The sequence below is a fragment of the Gelidibacter algens genome (genome assembly GCF_001678675.1).
Lineage (GTDB): Bacteria > Bacteroidota > Bacteroidia > Flavobacteriales > Flavobacteriaceae > Gelidibacter > Gelidibacter algens.
In genome coordinates, this window is record NZ_LZRN01000001.1 from 190,241 (window position 1) to 212,016 (window position 21,776).

Consider the following 21,776-nt stretch of genomic DNA (forward strand, 5'->3'; position numbering starts at 1 on the left):
GAGACGCAATATTTTGCATCTCCACATCAAGATATTGCTTCTAAATGCAATATCTAAAGAACAAGCACAATAACCCAGAAAATGTGTTTTCTATAATATTAATATTTAAAGAATTTTAAATTCTGATGTCCGAAAAATTCAGAAATAAATATAGAATAGAATCCACCCGTTTGCAAAATTGGGATTATGGAAGCAATGCAGCCTATTTTGTGACCATTTGCACCAAAAGCAGAAAACATTATTTTGGGGATGTAATAGAGACACAAAATATTGTGTCTCCACAAAATATTGTGTCTCCACAAGATATTGTGTCTCCACAAAACATTGTGTCTGCCCAAGAAATGCAATTATCAGAAATAGGAAATATTGCCAATCAAAATTGGTTATTGATACCAAACCATTTTCCATTTGTAAAATTAGGGAACCATGTCATTATGCCAAATCATGTGCATGGAATTATAATTATTGACAAACCCATTGATTTGGTATTGTTGGAGACACAAAATATTGTGTCTCCACAACAACAACCAAATAAATTTGGTCCACAATCCAAAAATTTGGCATCAATAATTCGAGGTTATAAAGCATCTGTCAAAACATATGCAACGATAAACACCATTGATTTTGCATGGCAATCCTATTTCCATGAGCATATTATAAGATCTGATAAAGCATTCCAAAGAATATCTGATTACATTTTCAACAATCCGAAGAATTGGAAAAAAGACACATTTCTCTAATAAACCTTATCTTGAAAATATGAAAAAATTTCTCTTTATCTTATTGGTAATACCTTTCCAAATGATGGCACAGGTGGTGCCCGGATCTGTTCAATTTTGGGATACACTAAAAAATCATTGCGGAAAATCCTATGAAGGTAAAATCACAGCTGGAGGAGAAGAAGGCGATGGCTTTACAGGGGAAAAACTAGTGATGCATGTGCGCACCTGTGATGAAAACGAGATCAAAATCCCCTTCTTTGTGGGCGATGACAAATCCAGAACTTGGGTACTTACAATGGATGATAAAAATTTGATTCTCTTAAAACACGACCACCGATTGAAAGACGGATCTGAAGATACCGTTACTCAATATGGGGGACTCAGCCCAAATACAGGATTGGCCGATATCCAATTTTTTCCGGCAGATGAGTTTACGGCGAATCTATTGCCCCATGCCTCCAATAATGTGTGGTGGATGACCGTGGATAATAGCTCTTTTACCTACAACCTCCGCAGAATAGGCACAGACCGGATTTTTTCTGTAAAATTTGATCTGAACAAGGAAGTGCAAACACCAAGTGCGCCATGGGGCAATGAAGATTAATCTGAGCGTTGTAGCATGATTCAAAACATTCCAACAGGAATTGACTGCACCAGTTTTTTTGCTCGTCAATATTTAAATTAATCTAACAAATTCACACCACCACATCCTGAAATAAGCCATATTAAGTGTCCAAAAGGGTCAGATTCTCTAACATTAAAATAACATTACTATAGATTAGGGCAAATCAATTCATTTACCTTTGCACCAATAACAGCTCATTTTGAAAGCATATCTTAAAACCATAGAAATATTCCTAAAAAGCTCTCACTTCTATAGAGGTGTCCGGTTGAGCTTTGCTGTGGTGACCCCACTGGCCATACTCTACTTTTTGGGCTATTTTGAATATGCGCTAGCAATTGTTATGGGCGCCTTTTTAAATGCGCCTGGAGACATCCCAGGAAGTCTAAAGCGTAAGGTCAATGCCATTTTGATCAGCACGGTTTTGACCATGGTCATTTTTACCCTTGTACTTTTTTGCAAACCCTATTTCCCGCTTCTGATTATTATGTTGGCGGTCATATCATTTTTCGTATCACTGATTTCTGTTTATGGGTTTAGAGCCTCCTTGGTGTCATTTTCAGGATTGTTGGCGATGGTATTGGCTTTTGCTGTCCAGAAAGATACTGCTCAGGAAATTTTTTCGCATGTGCTATTGATGGGTTGCGGCGGACTTTGGTATTTGTTTGTGTCTTTCGTGTTTAGAAAGTTAGCTCCCAAAAAAGATGAAATTCAATTTCTATCGGAGACCTTGACGCTTATTGGCGACTATCTCAAGTTGAGAGCTCGCTTGTTGACAAAAAAAACAAAGCGTCAAGAATTGATGCAACAGGCCTTTGTACTGCAAAGTAAAATCAATGAAAAACATGAAACCTTAAGAGAATTACTTCTGCTGGAGCGCAAACGTTCAGGACGCTCGCATTATGACGAAAAACATTTGTTGATCTTCATTTCATCAGTCAACATTTTTGAACTTATTGAAGCCAAACATTTAGATTATGACGAAATAGATCGCTTATTCAGCGATAAAAAATACCTGAAAGCTTCCAAAAATCTCAATAAGGTGATGGGTAACCAACTGATAACCTTGTCTGACCTATTGATCCAAAATGATAAAGTCTCAGATAAGGATGCGTTATTAAATGCGCTCTCAAAAGTAAAAGATAATATTACCCAATATATTGAAGACATTCAATTACCAAAAGCGCGGGAAGGTGCTTTAGTACTCAGAAATTTATACGATTACCAGGAACAAATCTCCCAAGAAATTAGAGCAATACGTCGGGTCATGGCAAATGTTACAGACGCCTCCAAAGTGTCCTTAAAACGACAGGATACCACTCAATTTTTAACACTTCAGGAATACCGCTTGAATGTTATCGTGCAAAACTTTAGCTTAAAATCGACCTTATTCAGACATGCTTTACGGTTTACCGTCGCCATTATTTTCGCATTTGTTTTAGGAACCTTGTTGGACATTAGAAATACCTATTGGATCCTTTTGACCATTATCGTGATCATGCGTCCCAATTACGGACTGACCAAAGAGCGCTCCAAAGATCGGATTATTGGAACACTCATTGGCGCTGCCATTGCAATTGGCATAGTATTGCTGACCCAAAATGTCATTGTATACTCAGTTTTGGCCATCATTTCACTCACCTTGGCTTTTGCCTTGGTACAACAGAATTACAAATCGTCAGCCGCCTTGATTACCATCAATATCGTATTTGTGTATTCGCTTATCAACCCTGATGCCTTTCAGGTCATTCAATACCGGGTGATTGATACCATTATTGGGGCAAGTATTGCCGTGGTAGCCAATTATACCTTATGGCCTAGTTGGGAAGCCATGAACTTAAAAAGTGTCCTTGTGGATGCTTTGAACAAAAACCGAAAATATCTATTGGCTACCCAGCAGTTGTACCATGATAAAAGCAAAAACGAACTCGGCTATAAATTGGCAAGAAAGGAAGCCTTTTTAGCCATTAGCAACTTGAACGCCGCTTTTCAGAGATTGACACAAGATCCTAAATCTAAACAAAAAGAATTTCAGTTGATCTATGGGATGGTGACCTTAAACCAAACCATGGTCTCTGCCATAGCCTCAATAGGAAGCTTTGTGATCAATCATCAAACCACACCTGCATCCAAAGAATTTGATGCGCTCATTTTAAGGATAGCCAATACACTCCAGTCCTCCTGTAGTATTTTAGATACTGATCAGGAAGACTGTGAAACTACCAGTATTGATATTGAAAAAGCCCAGGAGAAACTTTTGCAATCCTATCACAGCCTATCAAAAGCGCGTGATGAAGACATACTAAAGGGCCAAACGGATTTGGATACTGAGACGCTTCATAATTTACAGGAAGCCTATTTGATTGCCAACCAATTGGTTTGGTTAAAGACACTTTCTGAAAATTTAAAGAAGTCTACTTTAAAGTACCAAGAGACCTTGTAAAAATTAATTGCATAAAATTCAGGAATGTTGTAACCATTTTACGATTACAAGCGTCATACGTATATAACCATCTGAAAAACAACTTTATGAAATCTTATCAACTCTTTAAATTCTTTTGTATCCTTTTTGTTTTACTTGCCTTTTCAACTGAGATCACCGCTCAAAATTTAGAAAAAGAGGTCGATACTTTTTTATCTTCAGAATATCCAAGTGATGCCCCTGGAGTTATTGTTTTAATTGCGAAAGAAGGCCAACCCATTTACAGAAAAGCCTTCGGAATGGCAGATTTGGAACTTAAAGTTCCCATGCAGCCCTCTAACGTTATTGAAATTGGTTCCATCACAAAACAATTTACGGTTGTTGCTATTTTAATGTTGGAAGAACAAGGAAAACTCAAGATTGAAGATGCCATAACCAAATACATTCCAGAGTATCCAACCCAGGGCAAAACCATCACCATACATCAGTTGCTCAACCATACCTCAGGTATTAGAAGCTATACTGATATGCCCAGTTTTCAAAAAATGGCACGAACTGACATGACTCCAACCGAGATCATTGATGCTTTTAAAAATGAGCCTATGGATTTTGACCCAGGCGAAAAATTTCTTTATAATAACTCTGGGTACATTCTTTTAGGCCACATTATTGAAGTGGTTTCAGGACAAACCTATGCTGATTTTATTCAAAAAAATATTTTTGACGTAGTAGGAATGACAGACTCTTATTATGGCAGCATGAAAACCCTCATTCCAAATAGAGCTTCGGGCTATTCAAGAAATGAAAATGGTTATTCAAATGCAGACTATTTGAGTTTGACATTACCTTATGCTGCAGGTGCTATCATGTCTACTATTGATGATATGCTCAAATGGCAAAATGCTCTGTCTGCCAATTCACTTGTTAAAAAAACGAGCATGGAAAAAGCTATTCATGGCTCATCCCTCAATAATGGAGAGCCTATTAATTATGGTTATGGCTTGGAGGAAGCTGATATAAATGGCTCTAGAAGTATTCAGCATGGGGGCGGTATTTTTGGCTATACCACGATGGGCATTTTTCTTCCAGAGGAAGACATGTATGTGATTGCTTTATCCAATTGTGATTGTGGCAATGTTAATGCTGCCGCCTTAAAAATAGCTGCCATGGCCATAGGGAAACCCTTTCCTGATAAAAAAGATGCTATTGCATTATCTGAAGCCCAACTCAAAAAATGGGTAAGCGTGTATCAATTTGAAGATGAAGTGATCAGATATGTCACTTTTGAAAACGGAAAATTATTTAGCCAGAGAGAAGGCAGCAGTATTCTTGAAATTTATCCGATGGCTGAAAACAACTTCATTTTTGATGGTGGCAATACATCTTATGAGTTTTCTATGAAGGATGGTAAAAAAGAAGCCAAATTCACCTCTGGTAAGACTATAGCTATTGGCAAAGAAATTGATAAGGTAAATCCTTCGGTTAAAACAACAATCAACTTAGCTTCTGAGGTTTTGGCACAATATGTCGGTAAATATGAATTACAGCCAGGATTCATCATGGACATCACCACAAAAGACCAACAAATTTTTGCGCAATTGACAGGGCAACCTCAGTTAGAGATTTTTGCAGAAAAGGAAGATACGTTTTTCTTAAAAGTTGTAGAAGCCCAATTGGTATTTGACAAAAATGATGAAGGAAAAGTAAAAAGTTTGACATTACATCAAGGCGGTCAGCAACTTCCTGCCAAGAAAATAGAGTAACATTTTTATAAACTTTTATATGATGAACCACTTCAATCAAATGAAGTGGTTTTTTTATTTATAACTGAGATTGACATTAGAGGTTCTTTACCAATCTCCGTTTTCTAATCCTTGAAGTAACCCTGTTATTTTTTAAAAGCATCCACGCCCTCATTCATCCATTCCAAATAGTCGTCTACATCTGGTGTGTAGCCAACAGGAGCATTGAGATTTTCCTCATCGTGCCCCATAAGCACATAAAAAGGTTGTGTATTTGTTTTATACTTGATGGTCTGGAACTCGCTCCATTTCTGTCCGATGTATTTTAACTTCTTTCCAGGTCGTAATTTGGATTCTACCACCTCATCGTCCTCAAGCTTGCGCTTGTCGTCAACATAGAGAGAAATCAATACCACCTCGTTCTTAAGAATGTTGAGTATTTGGTCATTTGGCCAAACGTTCTGTTCCATCTTTCTACAGTTTACACAGGCCCATCCTGTAAAGTCCAACATGACTGGTTTGCCAACTTTCTTGGCATATGCCAAGCCTTTGTCATAATCATTGAACGCCAATATTTGATGTGGTGCCAAAAGATGTGCGCCATCAGGAAGTTCTTGGGCATCACCGGTAATAAAGCCTCCTCCTGTTTTTGAATTCCCAACGCCATAAGGTGATTCAGCATAATCCAATGGTGGCGGGAAGGCACTGATTAAATTAAGAGGTGCACCCCAAAGTCCAGGAATCATATAAATAGTAAAACTTAAAACTAGCAATCCAAGACTCAAACGACCCACTGAAATGTGTGTCAGCGGAGAATCATGTGGCAATTTGATCTTTCCGAAGAGATAGAAGGCCAAGGCACCAAAAATAGCGATCCAAATGGCAATAAACACTTCACGCTCTAAGAAATGTAACTGTAACACAAGATCTGCTTGTGATAGGAACTTAAAGGCAAATGCCAATTCCAAAAATCCCAATACCACTTTAACGGTGTTCAGCCAACCACCAGACTTTGGCAGGGAGTTCAACCATCCCGGGAATGCTGCGAATAAACCAAAAGGCAATGCCAATGCCATCGAAAAGCCTAACATCCCAATCATTGGCGCAAGTCCGCCCTTAGTTGCAGAAAGCACTATAATGTTACCTACAAAAGGCCCTGTACATGAAAAGGAAACAATGGCAAGCGCCAAGGCCATAAAGAAAATGCCTGTATATCCGCCTTTACCTGCCTTACTGTCGATTTTGTTTGCCCATGATTGTGGCAGCATGATCTCAAAAGCACCCAAAAAGGAGACCGCAAAAATGATAAGAATAAAAAAGAAAATCAGGTTAAAGGCCACACTTGTGGAGAACTCATTGATGGCACTCGCGCCAAAAATGGCCACAACGCCTGTGCCCAAAAGAACATAGATGACAATGATGCAAAGTCCATAGATGAGTGCATTTTTAATGCCCTGGGCTTTATTTTTGCTTTGTTTGGTAAAGAAGCTCACCGTCATCGGGATCAATGGGAAGACACATGGGGTAAACAATGCGATAAACCCAGCGCCAATACCCAAGATGAATATTGTCCAAAGCCCTGTGTTATCGGCTTCTTTCTCCTGCTTATCCGTAACAAGAATTTCTTTATTGTTTTTTGTTTTTACGGGATTCTGAAAATCAATTATGTTGTTATCTTCTGAGGCATTAGAATCTGATCCGTTAGAATCTGTTCCAGAGAATTTCTCAGTCTTAGTTAAATCAAAACTCAGATCAATATATGATGGTGGCAAACATCTCATATCATCACAGACCATAAATTCCACTTCACCTTTTACAATCGAAAGCTCGTTATTCAGCAACTTAATTCGTTGTCTAAACTCAGCAACATCTTCAAAAAATTTGATACGCATTCCAAAAACTGGATCGTCTATGGTACGTCCTTCCTCTTCGATGGTGTTGCCTGTGAGCTCAAATTTCTCATTGGTTTCAAACGTAAACGTCGTTGGTATTGGTCCGTTATCAGGAACGCTTTGTGAATAAAGATGCCAACCTCTGTCTATTTTTGCCTTTGCTATGAGATCATATTCTGTATCAGAAATCTTTTCTACGGAAGTGGTCCATTTTACGGGATCCAAAACTTGTGCTTTTGCAGCTGTCCATGTGAATGAAACCAGTAAAAAGGAAAGAAAGAAATTTTTCATTTCGATAGTGTTAATTTGGGATTATCAATATTTAAAACAGAAAAAAACATAAAAACCATGTGTTGTAACTTCTCTATCACCAAGACTTTGTAACTGCGGAATACCCTTGTAATAAATTGTCAAAAATATTTATTTTTTTGTAAAATCAATCCGCGAAGGTAAATAAAAGAAACTGGAAGACATACTATTTTGATTGGTTGTGAGGGGTTTTAACAAAGTCTTTAGAAGCTTTTATCTGAAACAATCCAGATATACTTTTCTATTACTGCAAGGATAAATTACCTGCAAGTTGTTTTAATGTAATTTCTGATAGTTTAGCTTGATAGAGGGCATTGCTCAAACGTAAAGTAGCGTTGATGTAATTGAGTTGCGCCGTTCTAAATTCGATGGTAGGAATCGTTCCTATCTTATATTTTGACAACGTGATGTCAAGGTTTTCCTTTGCAATGTCTTCATTATTGGTTTCCAATTCAATCAAACTCAAATTCGTCAAATAGGTCTGAAATGCTACGTACAGTTGCGACTTAATCGTTTGTATTTGCTGGTCTATGACGAGAGATGAATTTTCAATTTGAAGTTTTGCTATTTTTTCGTTCCGATTCTGGATGGAACCGTTAAAGATGTCAATACTGGCAGCAAAGCCGTAGTTCCATCCTTGGGCAATATTTTTTGTGGTAAACCCTAAACTCGATTCTGAATCGCTAAAATTATAACCCGTCGTGGCCGAAATTCTAGGATAACGATTGCCCTTAATTTGCTTCAATTCCAATTCAGAGATACGCTTATTAATAAGTTGCGCTTGCAATTCCGGATTCTGTATCGTTGCCAAACGCTCCAACTCGGCCAATTGTAAATTATTAGCAATCAACACTTCATCTTTAACCCTGAAATTAATGTTGGTATCCCTTGCCATGATTTCATTAAGCCTGATCTTGGTATTCTCGTAGAGCTCGTTCTGTCTTATCTGAAGAGTTTTGTCAGTATTGAGATCTACCTTGGCGTTTAATACTTCCAACTTTGAGGCTTTACCTATACTAAATCGGTTATCAGCCAGATGTACCCGTTGTTGTGAAATGACCAACGTACTGTCCAAAGCGGTCAATTGCTGCTGTTGTTGCACCAAATCATAATAGGTAATCATCACCACACTCACACGATTCAGTAGGGTATTTTGCAGTTGTGCTTTCCCCAGTTTTTCAAGTTCTTTCAATTGGTCGTAGCGCGCAAACATCCCTAAGCCATCAAAAATAGTCCAGTCCAATCCTACCCCATAATTGAGATTGTTGTTTTTGGCATTATCCAATTCTCTTACAGTCCCATCAGAACGCGTTTGCGAAATATTTTGGGTACTGTTATTCGTATTTGCTTCAGCAAAAACCCTTGGGAGCATTCCGGCAAATCCTATGCTTACCCCCAAAGAATCTACTTTCAAATCATTCTGCGCCAAACGAATCTCGTAATTGTTTTGCAAAGTAATTTCTACCGCTTCTTCAAGCGTCAACAATTCTTGGGCAGATGTTTGGAAAGAGAGCATTCCCAAACATGCGCTCAGACAAAGTGACCACAGTTTATTCGGTTTCATAACTATCAATTTTATCAAATTCTGCAATGTGTTTTTTTTCTCGAGACCACATCATATAAATAGATGGAATGACAAATAAAGTCAACACCAGTGAAAACATCGTGCCTCCAATAATAACCACTCCCATCCCGATACGACTTGTAGACGCTGCACCTAGTGATAGAGCAATTGGCAACGCGCCTAAAGCGATGGTTAAACTGGTCATTAAAATTGGACGTAATCTTGATTCTGACGCTTTCATAATGGCATCATGCTTAGTCATCCCTTCTTCACGAAGTTGATTAGCAAACTCCACGATTAAGATCCCGTTTTTTGTCACGAGCCCTATGAGCATGATGGTGCCAATTTGACTAAAGATATTCCACGTTTGACCGAACAGCCACAATGAAAACAAAGCACCAGCGACGGCCATTGGCACGGTAAGTATAATCACAAACGGATCTATAAAGCTTTCAAATTGCGCTGCCAAAATTAGAAATATGAGCAATAGCGCCAATCCAAAGGCAAAAAGCGTATTGGAGCTACTCTCTGTAAAATCACGGGATTCTCCACCCAGATCAGTAGTAAAGGAGTCGTCCAAAACTTTCTCTTTAATGGATTCCATTGCCTCAATACCATCGTTAATACTCATGCCTGGCGCCAAACTAGCAGATACCGTCGCTGCCATATACCGGTTGTTGTGAAAGAGTTGCGGCGGACTGCTTTGCTCTTCAGTTGTCACCAAATTATCCATCTGGATCAATTGTCCCTTGTCGTTTTTAACAAACATCGACTTTAGGTCCATCGGTGCATTCCTGTCCTTTTGATCAAATTGTCCAATAACTTGGTACTGTTTGCCGTTCATCATAAAGTAGCCAAAACGTTGTCCACTTAACGACAGTTGCAAGGTTTGCGCGACATCCAAAACAGAAACTCCCAAGCTCTTTGCTTTCTCACGGTTTATGGTCACATAGATTTCAGGTTTGTTGAATTTCAAATCCACATCCGTATTGGCAAAAACAGCATTGTTTTCAGCCTCCTCCATAAATTCAGGGATTTTCTCTTTCAACTTTTCAAAATTAGGCGCCTGAATGATATATTGAATGGGCATCCCGCCTCTTCTGTTTACGGCAATAGTTGGCGTTTCAGAAACACTGGAACGTGCATTTTCAAAAGTTTTGGTCCATCTGGTAAGATCTTCAGCAATTTCCTTTTGCGAACGTTCACGCTCACTTGGGTCTACCAATGAAATAATGGCACGACCGCTATTGACCGAAGACGACCCCCAACCTGGAGACGTAATAATCAAACTCACTTTCTTTTCAGGAATGGAATCGTTGATCAGCTCTGTAATTTCGCCCATAAACCGATCCATATAATCATACGAAGCACCTTCCGGAGCTGTTACACTAACCCGAATATAACTCCTATCGTCATAAGGCGCTGTTTCTTTTTGAAGCAAGTTGTAGAACACTCCAATCATTATGATGCAAACCGCCAAAACAGGGAAACTCCACCATTTATTTTTCATGAATTTACCCAGGGAACTCGCATATGCCTTGTTCATCTTCACAAAATAGCGCTCTGTAACCTCATAAAATTTTGAGCGTTTCTGTTTCCCAGGTTTTATCAAATAGGCATTGAGCATAGGCGTTAATGATAAGGAAACAAAGGCTGAAATTAATACCGCAGCAGCAATCACCACTCCAAACTCCCTGAACAAACGCCCCACAAAACCTTCTAAGAAAATAACAGGAAGAAATACTGCTGCCAAGGTTACGGAAATTGAAATAACCGCAAAGAAAATCTCATTGGACCCTTTTATGGCTGCTTCAATGGGCGACATGCCCTCTTCTACTTTTTTATAGATATTTTCTGTAACCACAATCCCATCATCTACCACCAAACCGGTAGCGAGTACAATAGCAAGTAGCGTCAATACATTAATTGAAAACCCAAACATCCACATGATAAAAAATGTGGCAATTAATGACACTGGAATATCAATGAGCGGACGCATCGCCATAGACCAGTTTCTAAAAAAGAAATAGATCACCAAGATAACCAACACAATAGAAATAGCCAGAGTTTCAACCACCTCAGTGATGGCGCGTTTGACGAAAAGGGTATCATCTATAACAACATTTAACTTGAAATCTTCAGGCAGATCTTTCTTAAGTTTTTCAAACTCCGCATAAAAATCATCGGCTATGGCCACATAATTAGCCCCAGGTTGTGGTACAATCGCCAATGCAACCATGGGTTGCCCAGAATCACTCAACTTGGTTTCCATGTTTTCAGCTTCCAGGGTGGCATTGCCAACATCACTAAAGCGCACCACTCTTCCACCTTCAGAGCTTATGATGATGTTGTTAAAATCGTCTTGGGTAGATAAGTTCCCTATCGTTTTTACGGTCAATTCCGTGTTTGCTCCGGTAAGTTTACCTGAAGGCAACTCGACGTTTTGCGATAATAACGCTTGTCTTACTTCTGCAACGGTCACACCATAAGACGCCAATTTAATAGGATCAATCCACATGCGCATGGCATAGCGGCGCTGCCCCCATATTTGAACGCTGCTCACCCCAGGGATGGTTTGCAAACGCTGCGCGAGCACATTATCTGCATAATCTGTCAGTTCTAGAATATTTTTATTATCACTTTGAACGGTCATGGAAATAATGGCACCAGAATCGGCATCAGCCTTTGACACTACTGGTGGTGCATCAATATCCTGAGGTAAACTTCTAACGGCCTGGGAGACTTTATCACGAACATCATTGGCGGCTTCTTCAAGATTTTTATCGAGATTAAATTCGATGTTAATCCTGCTCGATCCTTGGTTACTTGAAGAGGTGATATTTCTAATCCCATCAATCCCGTTGATGGATTTTTCGAGCGGTTCTGTAATTTGAGATTCAATAATGTCAGCATTAGCCCCTGAATAACTTGTGCTTACAGATATTTGGGCAGGATCAATAGATGGAAATTCTCTGACTCCAAGATAGGTAAATCCAATAATCCCAAAAAGCATGATGGCCAAATTCATCACAATGGTGAGTACGGGACGTTTGATGCTTAAGGAAGATAAACTCATCAGTTTGCTTAATTCTTAAATTTCACTTTTACTGGTGTTCCATTTTTGAGTGACATCACACCAGAAGTCAAAATGGTATCCCCTGCTTTAATCCCTTTAAGCACACGTACCATACTGTCGGTTCTGGCGCCTGTTTCTACCACCACTTCTTTGGCTTTTCCGCCTTGGGAAACAAATATTTTTTTTCCATTTTGAATGGGAATTAAGGCTTCTGTTGGCACGAGCAACGCATCATTAACCGTTTCAAGCGGCAATGTGACATTTGCAAAAGTACCCGGATATAGTTTACCGTCTTTATTTTCGGCCATGGCCCTCATTTTCAAAGTTCGTGTTGCAATGTCAACCTGAGGCTCAAGGGCGTAAATTTTAGCGGCGTGTTCTTCTTTAGAATTGGATGTTGTGAAGGTCAACGGACTGCCAACCTTCATTCGGGAGACATATTTTTCTGGGATAGCGAAGGTAAGTTTTAGTTGGCTTGTATTTACCAGATTGGCAATTGGGGTTGCTGGTGTAACATAAGTACCCTTAGAAATAGAACGTAAGCCGATGGTTCCTGAAAATGGTGCGCGAACGGTAGTTTTAGACAGTTGTGCTTCTATAAGTTGAGATTCGGCTCGAGCCGATTCAAAATCAGCATTGGACACTTCAAATTCCTCTTGACTGATTGCTTGTTTTTCCAATAGAAGTTTGGCTCTTCTTTGATTTTCAGAGGCGAGTTGTTGCGCTGTTTTTACTTTAGATAGTTGAGCGCGCAGCTCAATGTCATTTACACGAAACAACACCTGACCCTTTGAAACCATTGCGCCTTCTTCAAAGTTGATGCTTTCTACGATACCAGAAATTTCGCTTCGTACTTCAATCTCTTCATTGGCTTCCAAAGTCCCTGAAAGCGTAAGATTATCCGCAAATTTTTCGGCTTTAAGAACTCGTCCCTCAACGCTCATGACATTGACCGTCTTTTTTTCATTTGTAGGGCTGTTAATTTTTGAATTAGTGCTTATTCTATAGACGATGAGCGCAATTATCCCACAGATAAAAAGCGTTAAAAAAATGTATCTTTTTTTCATTAAAGGTGGATGTCTAGGAGTTGAGGATACTTACTCGGCTAACAAATCTAATTTTTTAAATTCAGAAGTTTAGAAACTTAATTTTTATTTAACAAACTTTAAGAAAAATGCAAGGTTTATTATTGAGCACTGATTTTGGCTCTGGTGATTAATGATGTGAAACAAAGCAGCCGTGAAGTCTGACCTTAAGAAACAATCACGTCAACTTTTTATGAGACCCATCCAATTCGACTTTTTTTATGATGTGACAGGCAGAAAGTGCTGAAAATCTTTGACTGAAAGCTAGAGCTATATTATCAGAAATTTAAACCTTTCCAAATTGCATCACAGTGCTCTATATTACTCATTTGAAAGCTTGCGTTCAGAAAGCATTTACATGTAAAGCAATTTATTAACAAGCTCATTACGTACTGAAGCCAGCTCCGCTTCTGATTATCTCTGATATCACGAAAAGTTAAGTTACGTTTTCGAGTTTAAATGTTTTCCATTCTCAAACTTATCAGATTTCTACTATTTGCACTTTTAGTGTTGTAAGCTTTATGCAAGAACAATTATATTACTGCGTTAAGCAATTAAACAGTATCAACCCACGCAAATTGCTCGCCAATCACTCTATCCTTTTCTTCCTTTAAAAATTCAAGATAAGCTAATGCCGCCGGGGATAGTTTTTTAGATTTTAACCAAATTAAGTTCCATTCAGTACTAATAGGCAGTCCTTCAACAGGTAAAATTTGTAATTCTTTATTTCTTAGCTCATTTCTAATGCCAATTAGCGGCATAATTGAGCATCCCAAACCGGAAAGAACAGCTTGTTTTACGGCTTCATTTGAGGTCAATTCGATTGTTTTTCTTACTGAAAAGTTGTTGTTCGATATGAATAGTTCCATTGCATTTCGGGTCGCGGAGCCTTGTTCACGATAAATTAAAGGGACTTCTTCAAAAAGCTTTTTTCTCGACAGACCTTTTTCAAGTTCCAATTTGCTACTAGCCACAAAAAAGAGCTTATTCTGCATCAGGGTAATTTTATTTCACTTGCAGTTTTTTTGGCATGACCGAAACCAATGCAAAATCAACTGCATTCAATTCTAGACTTTCCACAACTCGTGATTTATTGGTCACATCCATAGTCAAATCGACACCTTCATTTTGCTGCATAAAATCTGATAAAAAATAAGGCATGACATATTTTCCAGTGGAAACGATCGAGATTTTAAGCCGACCCGAAAGTTGTCCTTTATAAGCGAGCGTTTTATAATTAATGGCGTGAACTTCATTCAGGATTTTTTCCGCTGCGGCGGCTATTTCCAATCCGAAGTCTGTGACATAAAGTTGTCTTCCCACCACTTCCGTAAGTGGAATTGGAAACTGATCCTGAAAATTTTTGAGCTGTATAGAAACCGCTGGCTGGGTTAAATGTAAAGTTTCCGAAGCCTTTGTAATACTCTTGAGTTCAGCTATTCTCAGAAAAATATGGAGTTGGTGTAGCGTGTAATTCATAAATAATATTTATATATAACATTACAAATATAAATAAAAATTAATGAATTATATATGTAATATTTGCCCCGGTAAACACATTTACTATCTATTAATTTTAAAAAAATTCAATTAAAATGAAAACAAAAGAATTAGCACCAACCGAAAAATTAAATCAAAAAATTCAACTCGTAAAAGGTGAATTTACACCCTCTGAAGCTTCAGATATTATTATAAATCTGATTAACGAGAAAATCAATTTTCACAAGTTACAAAGACTTCAAATGTGGGAAGGCGACCACGCCTGCAAAACTGATGAACTTGATGGACGTATTGGGGAACTCGAAAAAGAGAAAGCGATTGCTCGTGAGTTTATCAATAGTATCAAGGGCTTAGGTAAAAATTTGAAAATAAATGGTGTTCTCGAAATAACCATCGCCTAATGCTAACTAAAAGAAAATCCAAACCACAAATGCCCTTTTCAAAATCAAAAATTCTACCAATCATTGGCTTAGTGACCTTGCTGTTTTTTATTACCATATCTTATTTTGAAAACCATGTTTTTTTTGATAAGCTCATTACATGCAGTCTCATACTCGGTATGGTTTATTTTGCAAGAACGCTAGGCGAAAGCAATGAAAACGAACCAAGTTCAGATATATAATAACACAGACCCAACTTAAAGAACGGCCTTGTATTACTTTAGATATTTGAAAACCAATCGAACAATTGCATCAGCTTAAGCCACTAACGCAAACTAAAATTCACTAAACACTTCATAATGACACTTGAAACTCATTTAGATTCAAACATTACCCAAAACACCAAAAGCGAAGCTGTTGACACACGGGAGCCAATAGTTTCCAAATTTGTGACCTTGCTAATATGGCTTCTGTTTCTTGGAAACCTCGCTTTTCTCATACTCAACTTCTTCAACATGCCAGAATGGAGTTGGAAAAGCTTGTTCAGAATCAATGGTTTTACCGTTCTCATCTGGACTACCGTCACATTTTTTAGTGCCATCGTAAGCAGTTATGCCCTTAATTATCTGTCAGGATTTAAATTCCATTCCAGATTTATGATGCTATGTCTAGGCTTCACCTTATCTGTGATGCTCCTAGTCATGTCCAATCATATTATACTCTTAATTTTCAGCTGGTTAATTATGGGGATTTTCATGTCTCAATTGATTGGTATTGACAAAACCTGGGGTGAAGCCAGAGAGGCATCAAAATTTACCCAAAAGTACTTTTTGATCGGTACGCTTTTTTTAACCATAGGTTTATTACTATTGTCTTTCTTTAGCAATGAATTCACAATTAGTGGCTTGTCAATGGTTGTTGCCGCCTTGCCACTTTACATCGTGATCCCATCGGCGGTTTGTATCATCGCAGCAGCCATGGTGCAATCGGCGATGTATCCATTTCACCGCTGGTTACTTTCAGCCATGACTGCTCCCACGCCAGCTTCTGCGCTGATGCATGCAGGTTTTGTGAATGGGGCAGGAATTTTGTTGGCTTTGTTTGCAACCCTGTTGTTTGCCTCAAATACCTTGACCATTCTATTCATCATAGGCGGACTCACCGCTATTACTGCTCAGTTTACAAAACTGCTACAAGTGAATGTCAAACAAAAATTGGCATGCTCCACTATTGCTCAAATGGGTTTTATGATTATGCAATGTGGTTTGGGTTTTTTCAATGCGGCAGTAGTGCATTTAATCCTACACGGATTTTATAAAGCCTATTTGTTTTTATCCTCCGGTGAGGAAATAGCACAGACGACCCCAGAAAAAACTGTTCAATTAAAAATCAAACCACTTCAAGCGATTGTTGTTTTGCTTTTCGGTGGACTTGGTGCCTACTTATTTGCTATCTGGACAGGAAAAGGTATGGAAATGGATAGTGGTGTATTTTTAACCCTCATCGTTGCCATTACTGTGGGCCAAGCCACTTACAATTTGTTCAAGGAGCAAAGTTTGTCCTTACTTCAAAAAATCATTGTGCCACCGGCACTTTTTATTGCAGGAATAGGTATTTATGCCTTGATGTACAACGGCGTCACCATTCTCATGTTCGATATGCCGATGATTGCCCAGCCAATGCCTTTAACATGGGTACAAATCATCTTCGGCATCATCTTTCTAATTGGTTTTTTCATTATGAAATTGGGAGTCTATAAAAAACTGCCTTGGCTCTATGTCAAATTGATGAACATTTCACAACCGTATAAAAAAACAGTATTAATGTACAAAGCAAAATCAATATGAACCAAGTCATTCTAAACAGCATTAATGAAGCTTCAAAAGTCATTGGTAAAACATGGCCCTTATACACTTTTGTAGCCTCCAATCCTTTATCGGGTTATGAAAACGCATCGTTTCAAGAAGCCACAAGTTCAGCTCAGAAGCATTTTAATGCCAATGCTTTTCCAACAGCAAAACTCTATCGGCAAGCATGGAAAAAAGGCACTATTGATAAAAATGTATTGACTTCAATTCTAAAAGAAAATGGTTTATCTGAATCGCCAGAACTCTATTTGAAACTCTTGGAATCTCAAAAATCTATAGAAAAATTGAATGGCAACCATGGTTTGGACCGAATCATGGCAAAATGGTTATCTGCTTTTATGGATGAAGGCCTTGCAGAATGGGAAATACCTTATAAAAGTGAAGGATTTTACACAGCTTGGCGGTTTTTAGCTATTTACGATTCTGAAATTGGAGCAACGGCTCTAAAGGAAATTCCAAAAACAAGTAGTGAAGCGTTAGAACAACTTTTAAAGGATTATTCCGAAAGTGATTATATCCAAATATTTACCCATCATTTGGCAGCACTCCCGGGATGGACAGGCTATATTAACCATCGTACGCAATCAGATTCCGATTGGCAAAAAGACTTCCCGATAGACTTGATGGATTATTTGGCAGCACGTCTTTGGACAGCCCATAAATTAAATGTCCCGATACTTCAAGAAAACAAGGAAGACGCCGGAAATGACTTCATCCCAAAATTGCAACACCTTTGGTTACAAGCCTGGGAACAAAGCTGGCAGAACCAGTTGGTCAAGACTCTGGAGAATGGAGCCATTTCCACGCCATCTAAAAATGGAGCGGCACTTCCAGATGCTCAGATGGTGTTTTGTATCGATACACGTTCTGAACTTATCCGAAGACATGTAGAATCAAAAGGCAATTACGAGACTTTTGGTTATGCTGGATTTTTTGGCATCGCGATGGATTACCAGAGTTTAAAGGACGGCATCACTCGTAAAGCTTGTCCGCCAATTTTATCTTCGGCATACACCGTTTCAGAAACAGCACAAGCAGATAAAAAAGAGCACTTTACAGCCTATAAAAAGAAAAATGAACGTTCAAAATTCGGGGATTATTTTCTTAAACGCATGAAAAACATGCTACCGTCGGCTTTTGGTTATGTGGAAGGATCAGGATTTTATTACGGCCTGTCTTTGATGGCAAGAACACTAACGCCTGGTTTGATATATCGGAAAAATCAGAGAAACGCCTCCCAAATGGAAGCGACGTGCCAACCTGATATCAACAAAGCACTGCAAGAGGAATCGGACACGCTTGGAATTCCGCTGGATGAAAAAGTAGGGATTGTAAAATCTGCATTCGACCTGATGGGCTGGAAACAGTTTGCGCCTTTGGTACTTTTTGTAGGCCACGGAAGCCACTCTGCCAACAACCCATTTGGTTCGAGCCTAGATTGTGGTGCCTGTGCAGCGAGCCCGGGACGACACAATGCACGAATGCTGGCAAAACTGGCCAACTTACCAGAAGTTAGAAACGCTTTGGCAAAAACACATGGGGTGATGATTCCGGAATCTACACTCTTTATTGGAGCAGAACACAACACCACCACAGACGACATTGTACTCTTTGATTCCGAAGCACCAGATTCGCACAGGCAGCTTATCAAGAATTTGAAAACGAATCTTTCGAGAGCACAGCAAACCGCTACCCAAGATAGACTAGGAACTAAAGGCAACAGTGTTTCTTCAGCGCAACAAAAAGCGAACAATTGGGGTGAGACAAGACCGGAATGGGGCCTTGCGAAAAATGCAGGCTTTATTGTCGGCCCAAGGCACTTGACCAAAAATAGCAATCTTGACAGTCGCTGTTTCCTTCATTCGTACGATTGGAAGTTGGACACCACTGGCAGTGCTCTGGAAGGTATCATGCAAGGGCCGATGGTCGTGACACAATGGATTAATAACCACTACTACTTTTCTACAGTAGATAATAATATTTATGGAGGCGGCTCTAAAATCACCCATAACATTACAGGTAAATTTGGAGTTGTACAAGGCAATGGCGGCGACCTCAAAATGGGTCTTCCACTGCAATCCTTATTCGGGTCTGATGATGCCATGTACCACCAACCCTTGAGATTGTCGGTCATGATTCAAGCACCAATCGCTCGTGTATCAGAAATCCTAGTTAGGAACACCCATTTGAAAACACTTCTTGATAACGAATGGATTTATTTGATGGTTATGGATCCTAAACAAAACAATGAGATATATAGATATAAAAAGTCGATACAATGGGTAGCAATGTCTAAAAGCAATACACCTACAAACGCTAAAAAAATTAACGCTTTAGAATTAGCCACAACCGAAATTACGATATAAGGACTATTGAAAGGAAGCTGAACACGTAAACTTGTGATTAAAATGAACCTTGAATCGGTGAGTTTTTCCTATGAACTCTCGGAATGAAACATGTCCATTTTCAAATAGTTCCCCGATAATATTCTAAAATTTTAACTCGAAGCGCGTATTCATATCTTACATTGGCCAAATTGGTTTCGGCATTGTCTAAGTTGTTTTTGCTGATAATATAATCCACACTATTGGAAACACCGTTATTAAAGCGTATTTCATTAATCCGGAACGATTCCTTGTAAGCCTCCACTTGGTGCTGTAACAATTTATAGCGTTCAAAAGCAGTGCGCATGGCACTGTAGGATTGCTTGATGGATTGTTTAAGCTCCAACTTTATCTGGGCCAAGGCTGTTTGAGCTTCCTCCTTTTTAATTTTTTCGAGAGCCACATTATTTTTAGCTCTGAAGCCATTAAAAATTGGAACATTCACTGAAACCCCTACGGAAGAGTTCAGGTTATTATCAAATTGATCCGGATAGGGAATGTTCTCACTTCTAAAATTGGTTTGCTGAGAAAAAATGTTATACTCCTGATTATTCACAGTCACAAAATTACCCGTTTCAACAATGCTTGTACCTGATTCATTAAAAAGTCTGGCTGCACTGGAATAGTTGGTGTTAAGATTCGCAAAGAGATTTATTTCTGGCACATATTGCGAGCGTGCCACTGCGATACCTTTTTCCGCTGCTTCTAAACTTAAATCACGAGCCTTTATAGTTGGAAAAACCAGTAATGCCTGTTCGTAAACTGCCTGTGCCGTGTGGCCATATACGTCAACATCCAATTCCATATTTAAAGGGGCAGCTGTGATGGTCCCTTCTGAATTAACAAGTGTGTTAAGATTGATAAGTTCGGTTTCAAGGTTGTTTTTGCTTTCTACAATACTCGATGCATCCAAAGCCAATTGACCTTGGAGGTCATGATATTCAGCCGGATTTCCAGTTTCCTCTTCATAGAGACTTCTCAATCTGTCCAGTTGACCTTGGGTGGTTTTCAATCTGGATTCTGCCAATTTAACCAAGTCCTGGGCATTCAACACTTGTAAATAGGTCAAGGTGACATTTAAAATCAAGGATTGTTTGGCAGCTTCCACTTCCATTTCGGCCGATTTCAAGTTTAATTTTGCCTGTTTCCAACGGTTTATAAGTCTGAATCCATTAAAAGCGACGACATCAAGACCTAAGGCGGCATTAGAAAAAGTTAGTTCTTGGTTGACAATACCGTTAGTAAAAGGATCAATACTCCGGCCATTTACAACACCTAAATTGTAGGATCCGTTGACACTGGGCAACAATGCATTTTTAGTTTGTCTGAAATTCACATTCCACGTGTCTTTACTCAGCTTTGTCGTTTTAAGGTCTAGATTGTTTTCTATCGCCAAACTAATGCACTCTTCAAGCGTGATTGCTGTTCTCTGTTCAGTTTGGGCAAGAAGAACTATGGTGGCTGCAAAATACAGCACTATTGAAATTTTAAAAGTCATAATATATGTGATTGATGAATTGTTTCTACTGTTGATCCCGTCTTCCATCCAAAAGATGTATAACTCGCGACCCATAAGCGGCATTCGTTTCGGAATGTGTCGCTTGAATGATCGTAACGCCTTCTTGATTGAGTTCTTTAAAAAGCTGCATAATCTCCTCGCTCTGTTTAGAATTTAGATTTCCTGTGGGTTCATCGGCCAAAATGAGTTTTGGTTTGGCAATTAAGGCACGGGCAACGCCCACCAATTGCTGCTGACCCCCGCTCAACTGACTAGGAAAAAGATCTTTTTTGCCCACCATATTGAACCGGTCAAGCATGTCGGCCACCAAAGCTTTGCGTTCAGAGGACTTTACATTTTTATAGAGCAACGGTGTTTCAATATTTTCATACACTGTAAGTTCATCAATAAGATGGTACGCCTGAAACACAAACCCGATGTACTCCTTATAAAGTTTGGAACGGTTTTTTTCTTTCATTGAATGAACCGATTCGCCCAGAAAATTATATTCACCCTCTTGAAAACCATCGAGCATTCCGATAACGTTGAGAAGCGTAGATTTTCCTGAACCTGAGGGTCCCATAATGGAGATAAATTCGCCCTCCTCCACTTTGAGGTTGATATCACTCAGGAGATAAATCCGCTTTCCGCCCTGGTTTACCCATTTAAAGATGTTGTTAAGTTCTAGTAGCATGTTTTTTAATTATTTATT

16 protein-coding genes are annotated in these 21,776 nt (G+C 39.0%); 8 read left to right on the forward strand and 8 right to left on the reverse strand.

Annotation, left to right across the window (positions count from 1 at the left end):
* Nucleotides 1-125 precede the first annotated feature (125 nt).
* The 4 genes from A9996_RS00815 (at nt 126) to A9996_RS00830 (ending at nt 5,529) form a co-directional block, all read left to right on the forward strand.
* Nucleotides 126-740 (forward strand): transposase, encoded by a 615-nt coding sequence (locus A9996_RS00815; protein WP_066429829.1) that lies wholly within the window; start codon nt 126-128, stop codon nt 738-740.
* 19 nt (nt 741-759) lie between these two features.
* Nucleotides 760-1,326, forward strand: a complete 567-nt coding sequence (locus A9996_RS00820; RefSeq protein WP_066429832.1) for a hypothetical protein — start codon at nt 760-762, stop codon at nt 1,324-1,326.
* A 220-nt stretch (nt 1,327-1,546) separates the two neighbouring features.
* The gene (locus A9996_RS00825; RefSeq protein ID WP_066429834.1) at nt 1,547-3,787 is read left to right on the forward strand and encodes an FUSC family protein; all 2,241 of its coding nucleotides are present in this window, start codon (nt 1,547-1,549) and stop codon (nt 3,785-3,787) included.
* Nucleotides 3,788-3,873: 86 nt separating this feature from the next.
* Nucleotides 3,874-5,529 carry a serine hydrolase gene (locus A9996_RS00830; protein ID WP_066429836.1) on the forward strand — a complete coding sequence of 552 codons (1,656 nt, stop codon included), beginning with the start codon at nt 3,874-3,876 and terminating at the stop codon, nt 5,527-5,529.
* A 125-nt stretch (nt 5,530-5,654) separates the two neighbouring features.
* Here A9996_RS00830 and A9996_RS00835 read toward each other — a convergent pair whose 3' ends face one another.
* From A9996_RS00835 to A9996_RS20905, 6 genes are all read right to left on the reverse strand, one after another.
* Entirely contained in the window at nt 5,655-7,691 is a 2,037-nt protein-coding gene (locus A9996_RS00835; protein ID WP_066429839.1) for a protein-disulfide reductase DsbD family protein, read from the reverse strand.
* Between the two features lie 262 nt (nt 7,692-7,953).
* Nucleotides 7,954-9,273: a TolC family protein gene (locus A9996_RS00840; protein ID WP_066429843.1), complete on the reverse strand. Its 1,320-nt coding sequence runs from the start codon at nt 9,271-9,273 to the stop codon at nt 7,954-7,956.
* Nucleotides 9,260-12,349, reverse strand: a complete 3,090-nt coding sequence (locus A9996_RS00845; protein ID WP_066429846.1) for an efflux RND transporter permease subunit — start codon at nt 12,347-12,349, stop codon at nt 9,260-9,262. Before A9996_RS00845 ends, A9996_RS00840 begins: the two co-directional genes overlap by 14 nt.
* Before the next feature lie 8 nt (nt 12,350-12,357).
* Nucleotides 12,358-13,416: an efflux RND transporter periplasmic adaptor subunit gene (locus A9996_RS00850; RefSeq protein ID WP_066429848.1), complete on the reverse strand. Its 1,059-nt coding sequence runs from the start codon at nt 13,414-13,416 to the stop codon at nt 12,358-12,360.
* Between the two features lie 572 nt (nt 13,417-13,988).
* A complete protein-coding gene (locus A9996_RS20900; RefSeq protein ID WP_346210577.1) occupies nt 13,989-14,393 on the reverse strand; it encodes a LysR substrate-binding domain-containing protein in 405 nt (134 codons plus the stop codon).
* A 46-nt stretch (nt 14,394-14,439) separates the two neighbouring features.
* Nucleotides 14,440-14,913 carry a LysR family transcriptional regulator gene (locus tag A9996_RS20905; protein WP_346210578.1) on the reverse strand — a complete coding sequence of 158 codons (474 nt, stop codon included), beginning with the start codon at nt 14,911-14,913 and terminating at the stop codon, nt 14,440-14,442.
* Nucleotides 14,914-15,029: 116 nt separating this feature from the next.
* Between A9996_RS20905 and A9996_RS00860 the strand changes: the two genes are divergently transcribed.
* The 4 genes from A9996_RS00860 (at nt 15,030) to A9996_RS00875 (ending at nt 19,548) form a co-directional block, all read left to right on the forward strand.
* Nucleotides 15,030-15,335, forward strand: coding sequence for a hypothetical protein (locus A9996_RS00860; RefSeq protein ID WP_066429853.1), 306 nt, complete (start codon nt 15,030-15,032; stop codon nt 15,333-15,335).
* The gene (locus A9996_RS20180) at nt 15,335-15,556 is read left to right on the forward strand and encodes a hypothetical protein (RefSeq protein ID WP_066429855.1); all 222 of its coding nucleotides are present in this window, start codon (nt 15,335-15,337) and stop codon (nt 15,554-15,556) included. Before A9996_RS00860 ends, A9996_RS20180 begins: the two co-directional genes overlap by 1 nt.
* A gap of 117 nt (nt 15,557-15,673) precedes the next feature.
* Nucleotides 15,674-17,161, forward strand: coding sequence for a proton-conducting transporter transmembrane domain-containing protein (locus A9996_RS00870; RefSeq protein WP_066429856.1), 1,488 nt, complete (start codon nt 15,674-15,676; stop codon nt 17,159-17,161).
* Complete coding sequence (locus A9996_RS00875; RefSeq protein ID WP_066429866.1) at nt 17,158-19,548, forward strand: DUF2309 domain-containing protein; 2,391 nt, start codon at nt 17,158-17,160, stop codon at nt 19,546-19,548. The genes A9996_RS00870 and A9996_RS00875 overlap by 4 nt, the downstream gene beginning before the upstream one ends.
* Nucleotides 19,549-19,648: 100 nt before the next feature.
* Here A9996_RS00875 and A9996_RS00880 read toward each other — a convergent pair whose 3' ends face one another.
* Both A9996_RS00880 and A9996_RS00885 read right to left on the reverse strand, forming a co-directional pair.
* Nucleotides 19,649-21,064: a TolC family protein gene (locus A9996_RS00880; protein WP_066429940.1), complete on the reverse strand. Its 1,416-nt coding sequence runs from the start codon at nt 21,062-21,064 to the stop codon at nt 19,649-19,651.
* Nucleotides 21,065-21,089: 25 nt separating this feature from the next.
* Nucleotides 21,090-21,758, reverse strand: a complete 669-nt coding sequence (locus A9996_RS00885; protein ID WP_066429868.1) for an ABC transporter ATP-binding protein — start codon at nt 21,756-21,758, stop codon at nt 21,090-21,092.
* Nucleotides 21,759-21,776 lie beyond the last annotated feature (18 nt).

Excerpts from the sequence above, each read along its gene's own strand:
- A9996_RS00815 (WP_066429829.1), top strand. The coding sequence starts at position 126 with ATGTCCGAAAAATTCAGAAATAAATATAGAATAGAATCCACCCGTTTG.
- A9996_RS00820 (WP_066429832.1), top strand. The coding sequence starts at position 760 with ATGAAAAAATTTCTCTTTATCTTATTGGTAATACCTTTCCAAATGATG.
- A9996_RS00830 (WP_066429836.1), top strand. The coding sequence starts at position 3,874 with ATGAAATCTTATCAACTCTTTAAATTCTTTTGTATCCTTTTTGTTTTA.
- A9996_RS00835 (WP_066429839.1), bottom strand. The coding sequence starts at position 7,691 with ATGAAAAATTTCTTTCTTTCCTTTTTACTGGTTTCATTCACATGGACA.
- A9996_RS00840 (WP_066429843.1), bottom strand. The coding sequence starts at position 9,273 with ATGAAACCGAATAAACTGTGGTCACTTTGTCTGAGCGCATGTTTGGGA.
- A9996_RS00845 (WP_066429846.1), bottom strand. The coding sequence starts at position 12,349 with ATGAGTTTATCTTCCTTAAGCATCAAACGTCCCGTACTCACCATTGTG.
- A9996_RS00850 (WP_066429848.1), bottom strand. The coding sequence starts at position 13,416 with ATGAAAAAAAGATACATTTTTTTAACGCTTTTTATCTGTGGGATAATT.
- A9996_RS20905 (WP_346210578.1), bottom strand. The coding sequence starts at position 14,913 with ATGAATTACACGCTACACCAACTCCATATTTTTCTGAGAATAGCTGAA.
- A9996_RS00860 (WP_066429853.1), top strand. The coding sequence starts at position 15,030 with ATGAAAACAAAAGAATTAGCACCAACCGAAAAATTAAATCAAAAAATT.
- A9996_RS20180 (WP_066429855.1), top strand. The coding sequence starts at position 15,335 with ATGCTAACTAAAAGAAAATCCAAACCACAAATGCCCTTTTCAAAATCA.
- A9996_RS00870 (WP_066429856.1), top strand. The coding sequence starts at position 15,674 with ATGACACTTGAAACTCATTTAGATTCAAACATTACCCAAAACACCAAA.
- A9996_RS00875 (WP_066429866.1), top strand. The coding sequence starts at position 17,158 with ATGAACCAAGTCATTCTAAACAGCATTAATGAAGCTTCAAAAGTCATT.
- A9996_RS00880 (WP_066429940.1), bottom strand. The coding sequence starts at position 21,064 with ATGACTTTTAAAATTTCAATAGTGCTGTATTTTGCAGCCACCATAGTT.
- A9996_RS00885 (WP_066429868.1), bottom strand. The coding sequence starts at position 21,758 with ATGCTACTAGAACTTAACAACATCTTTAAATGGGTAAACCAGGGCGGA.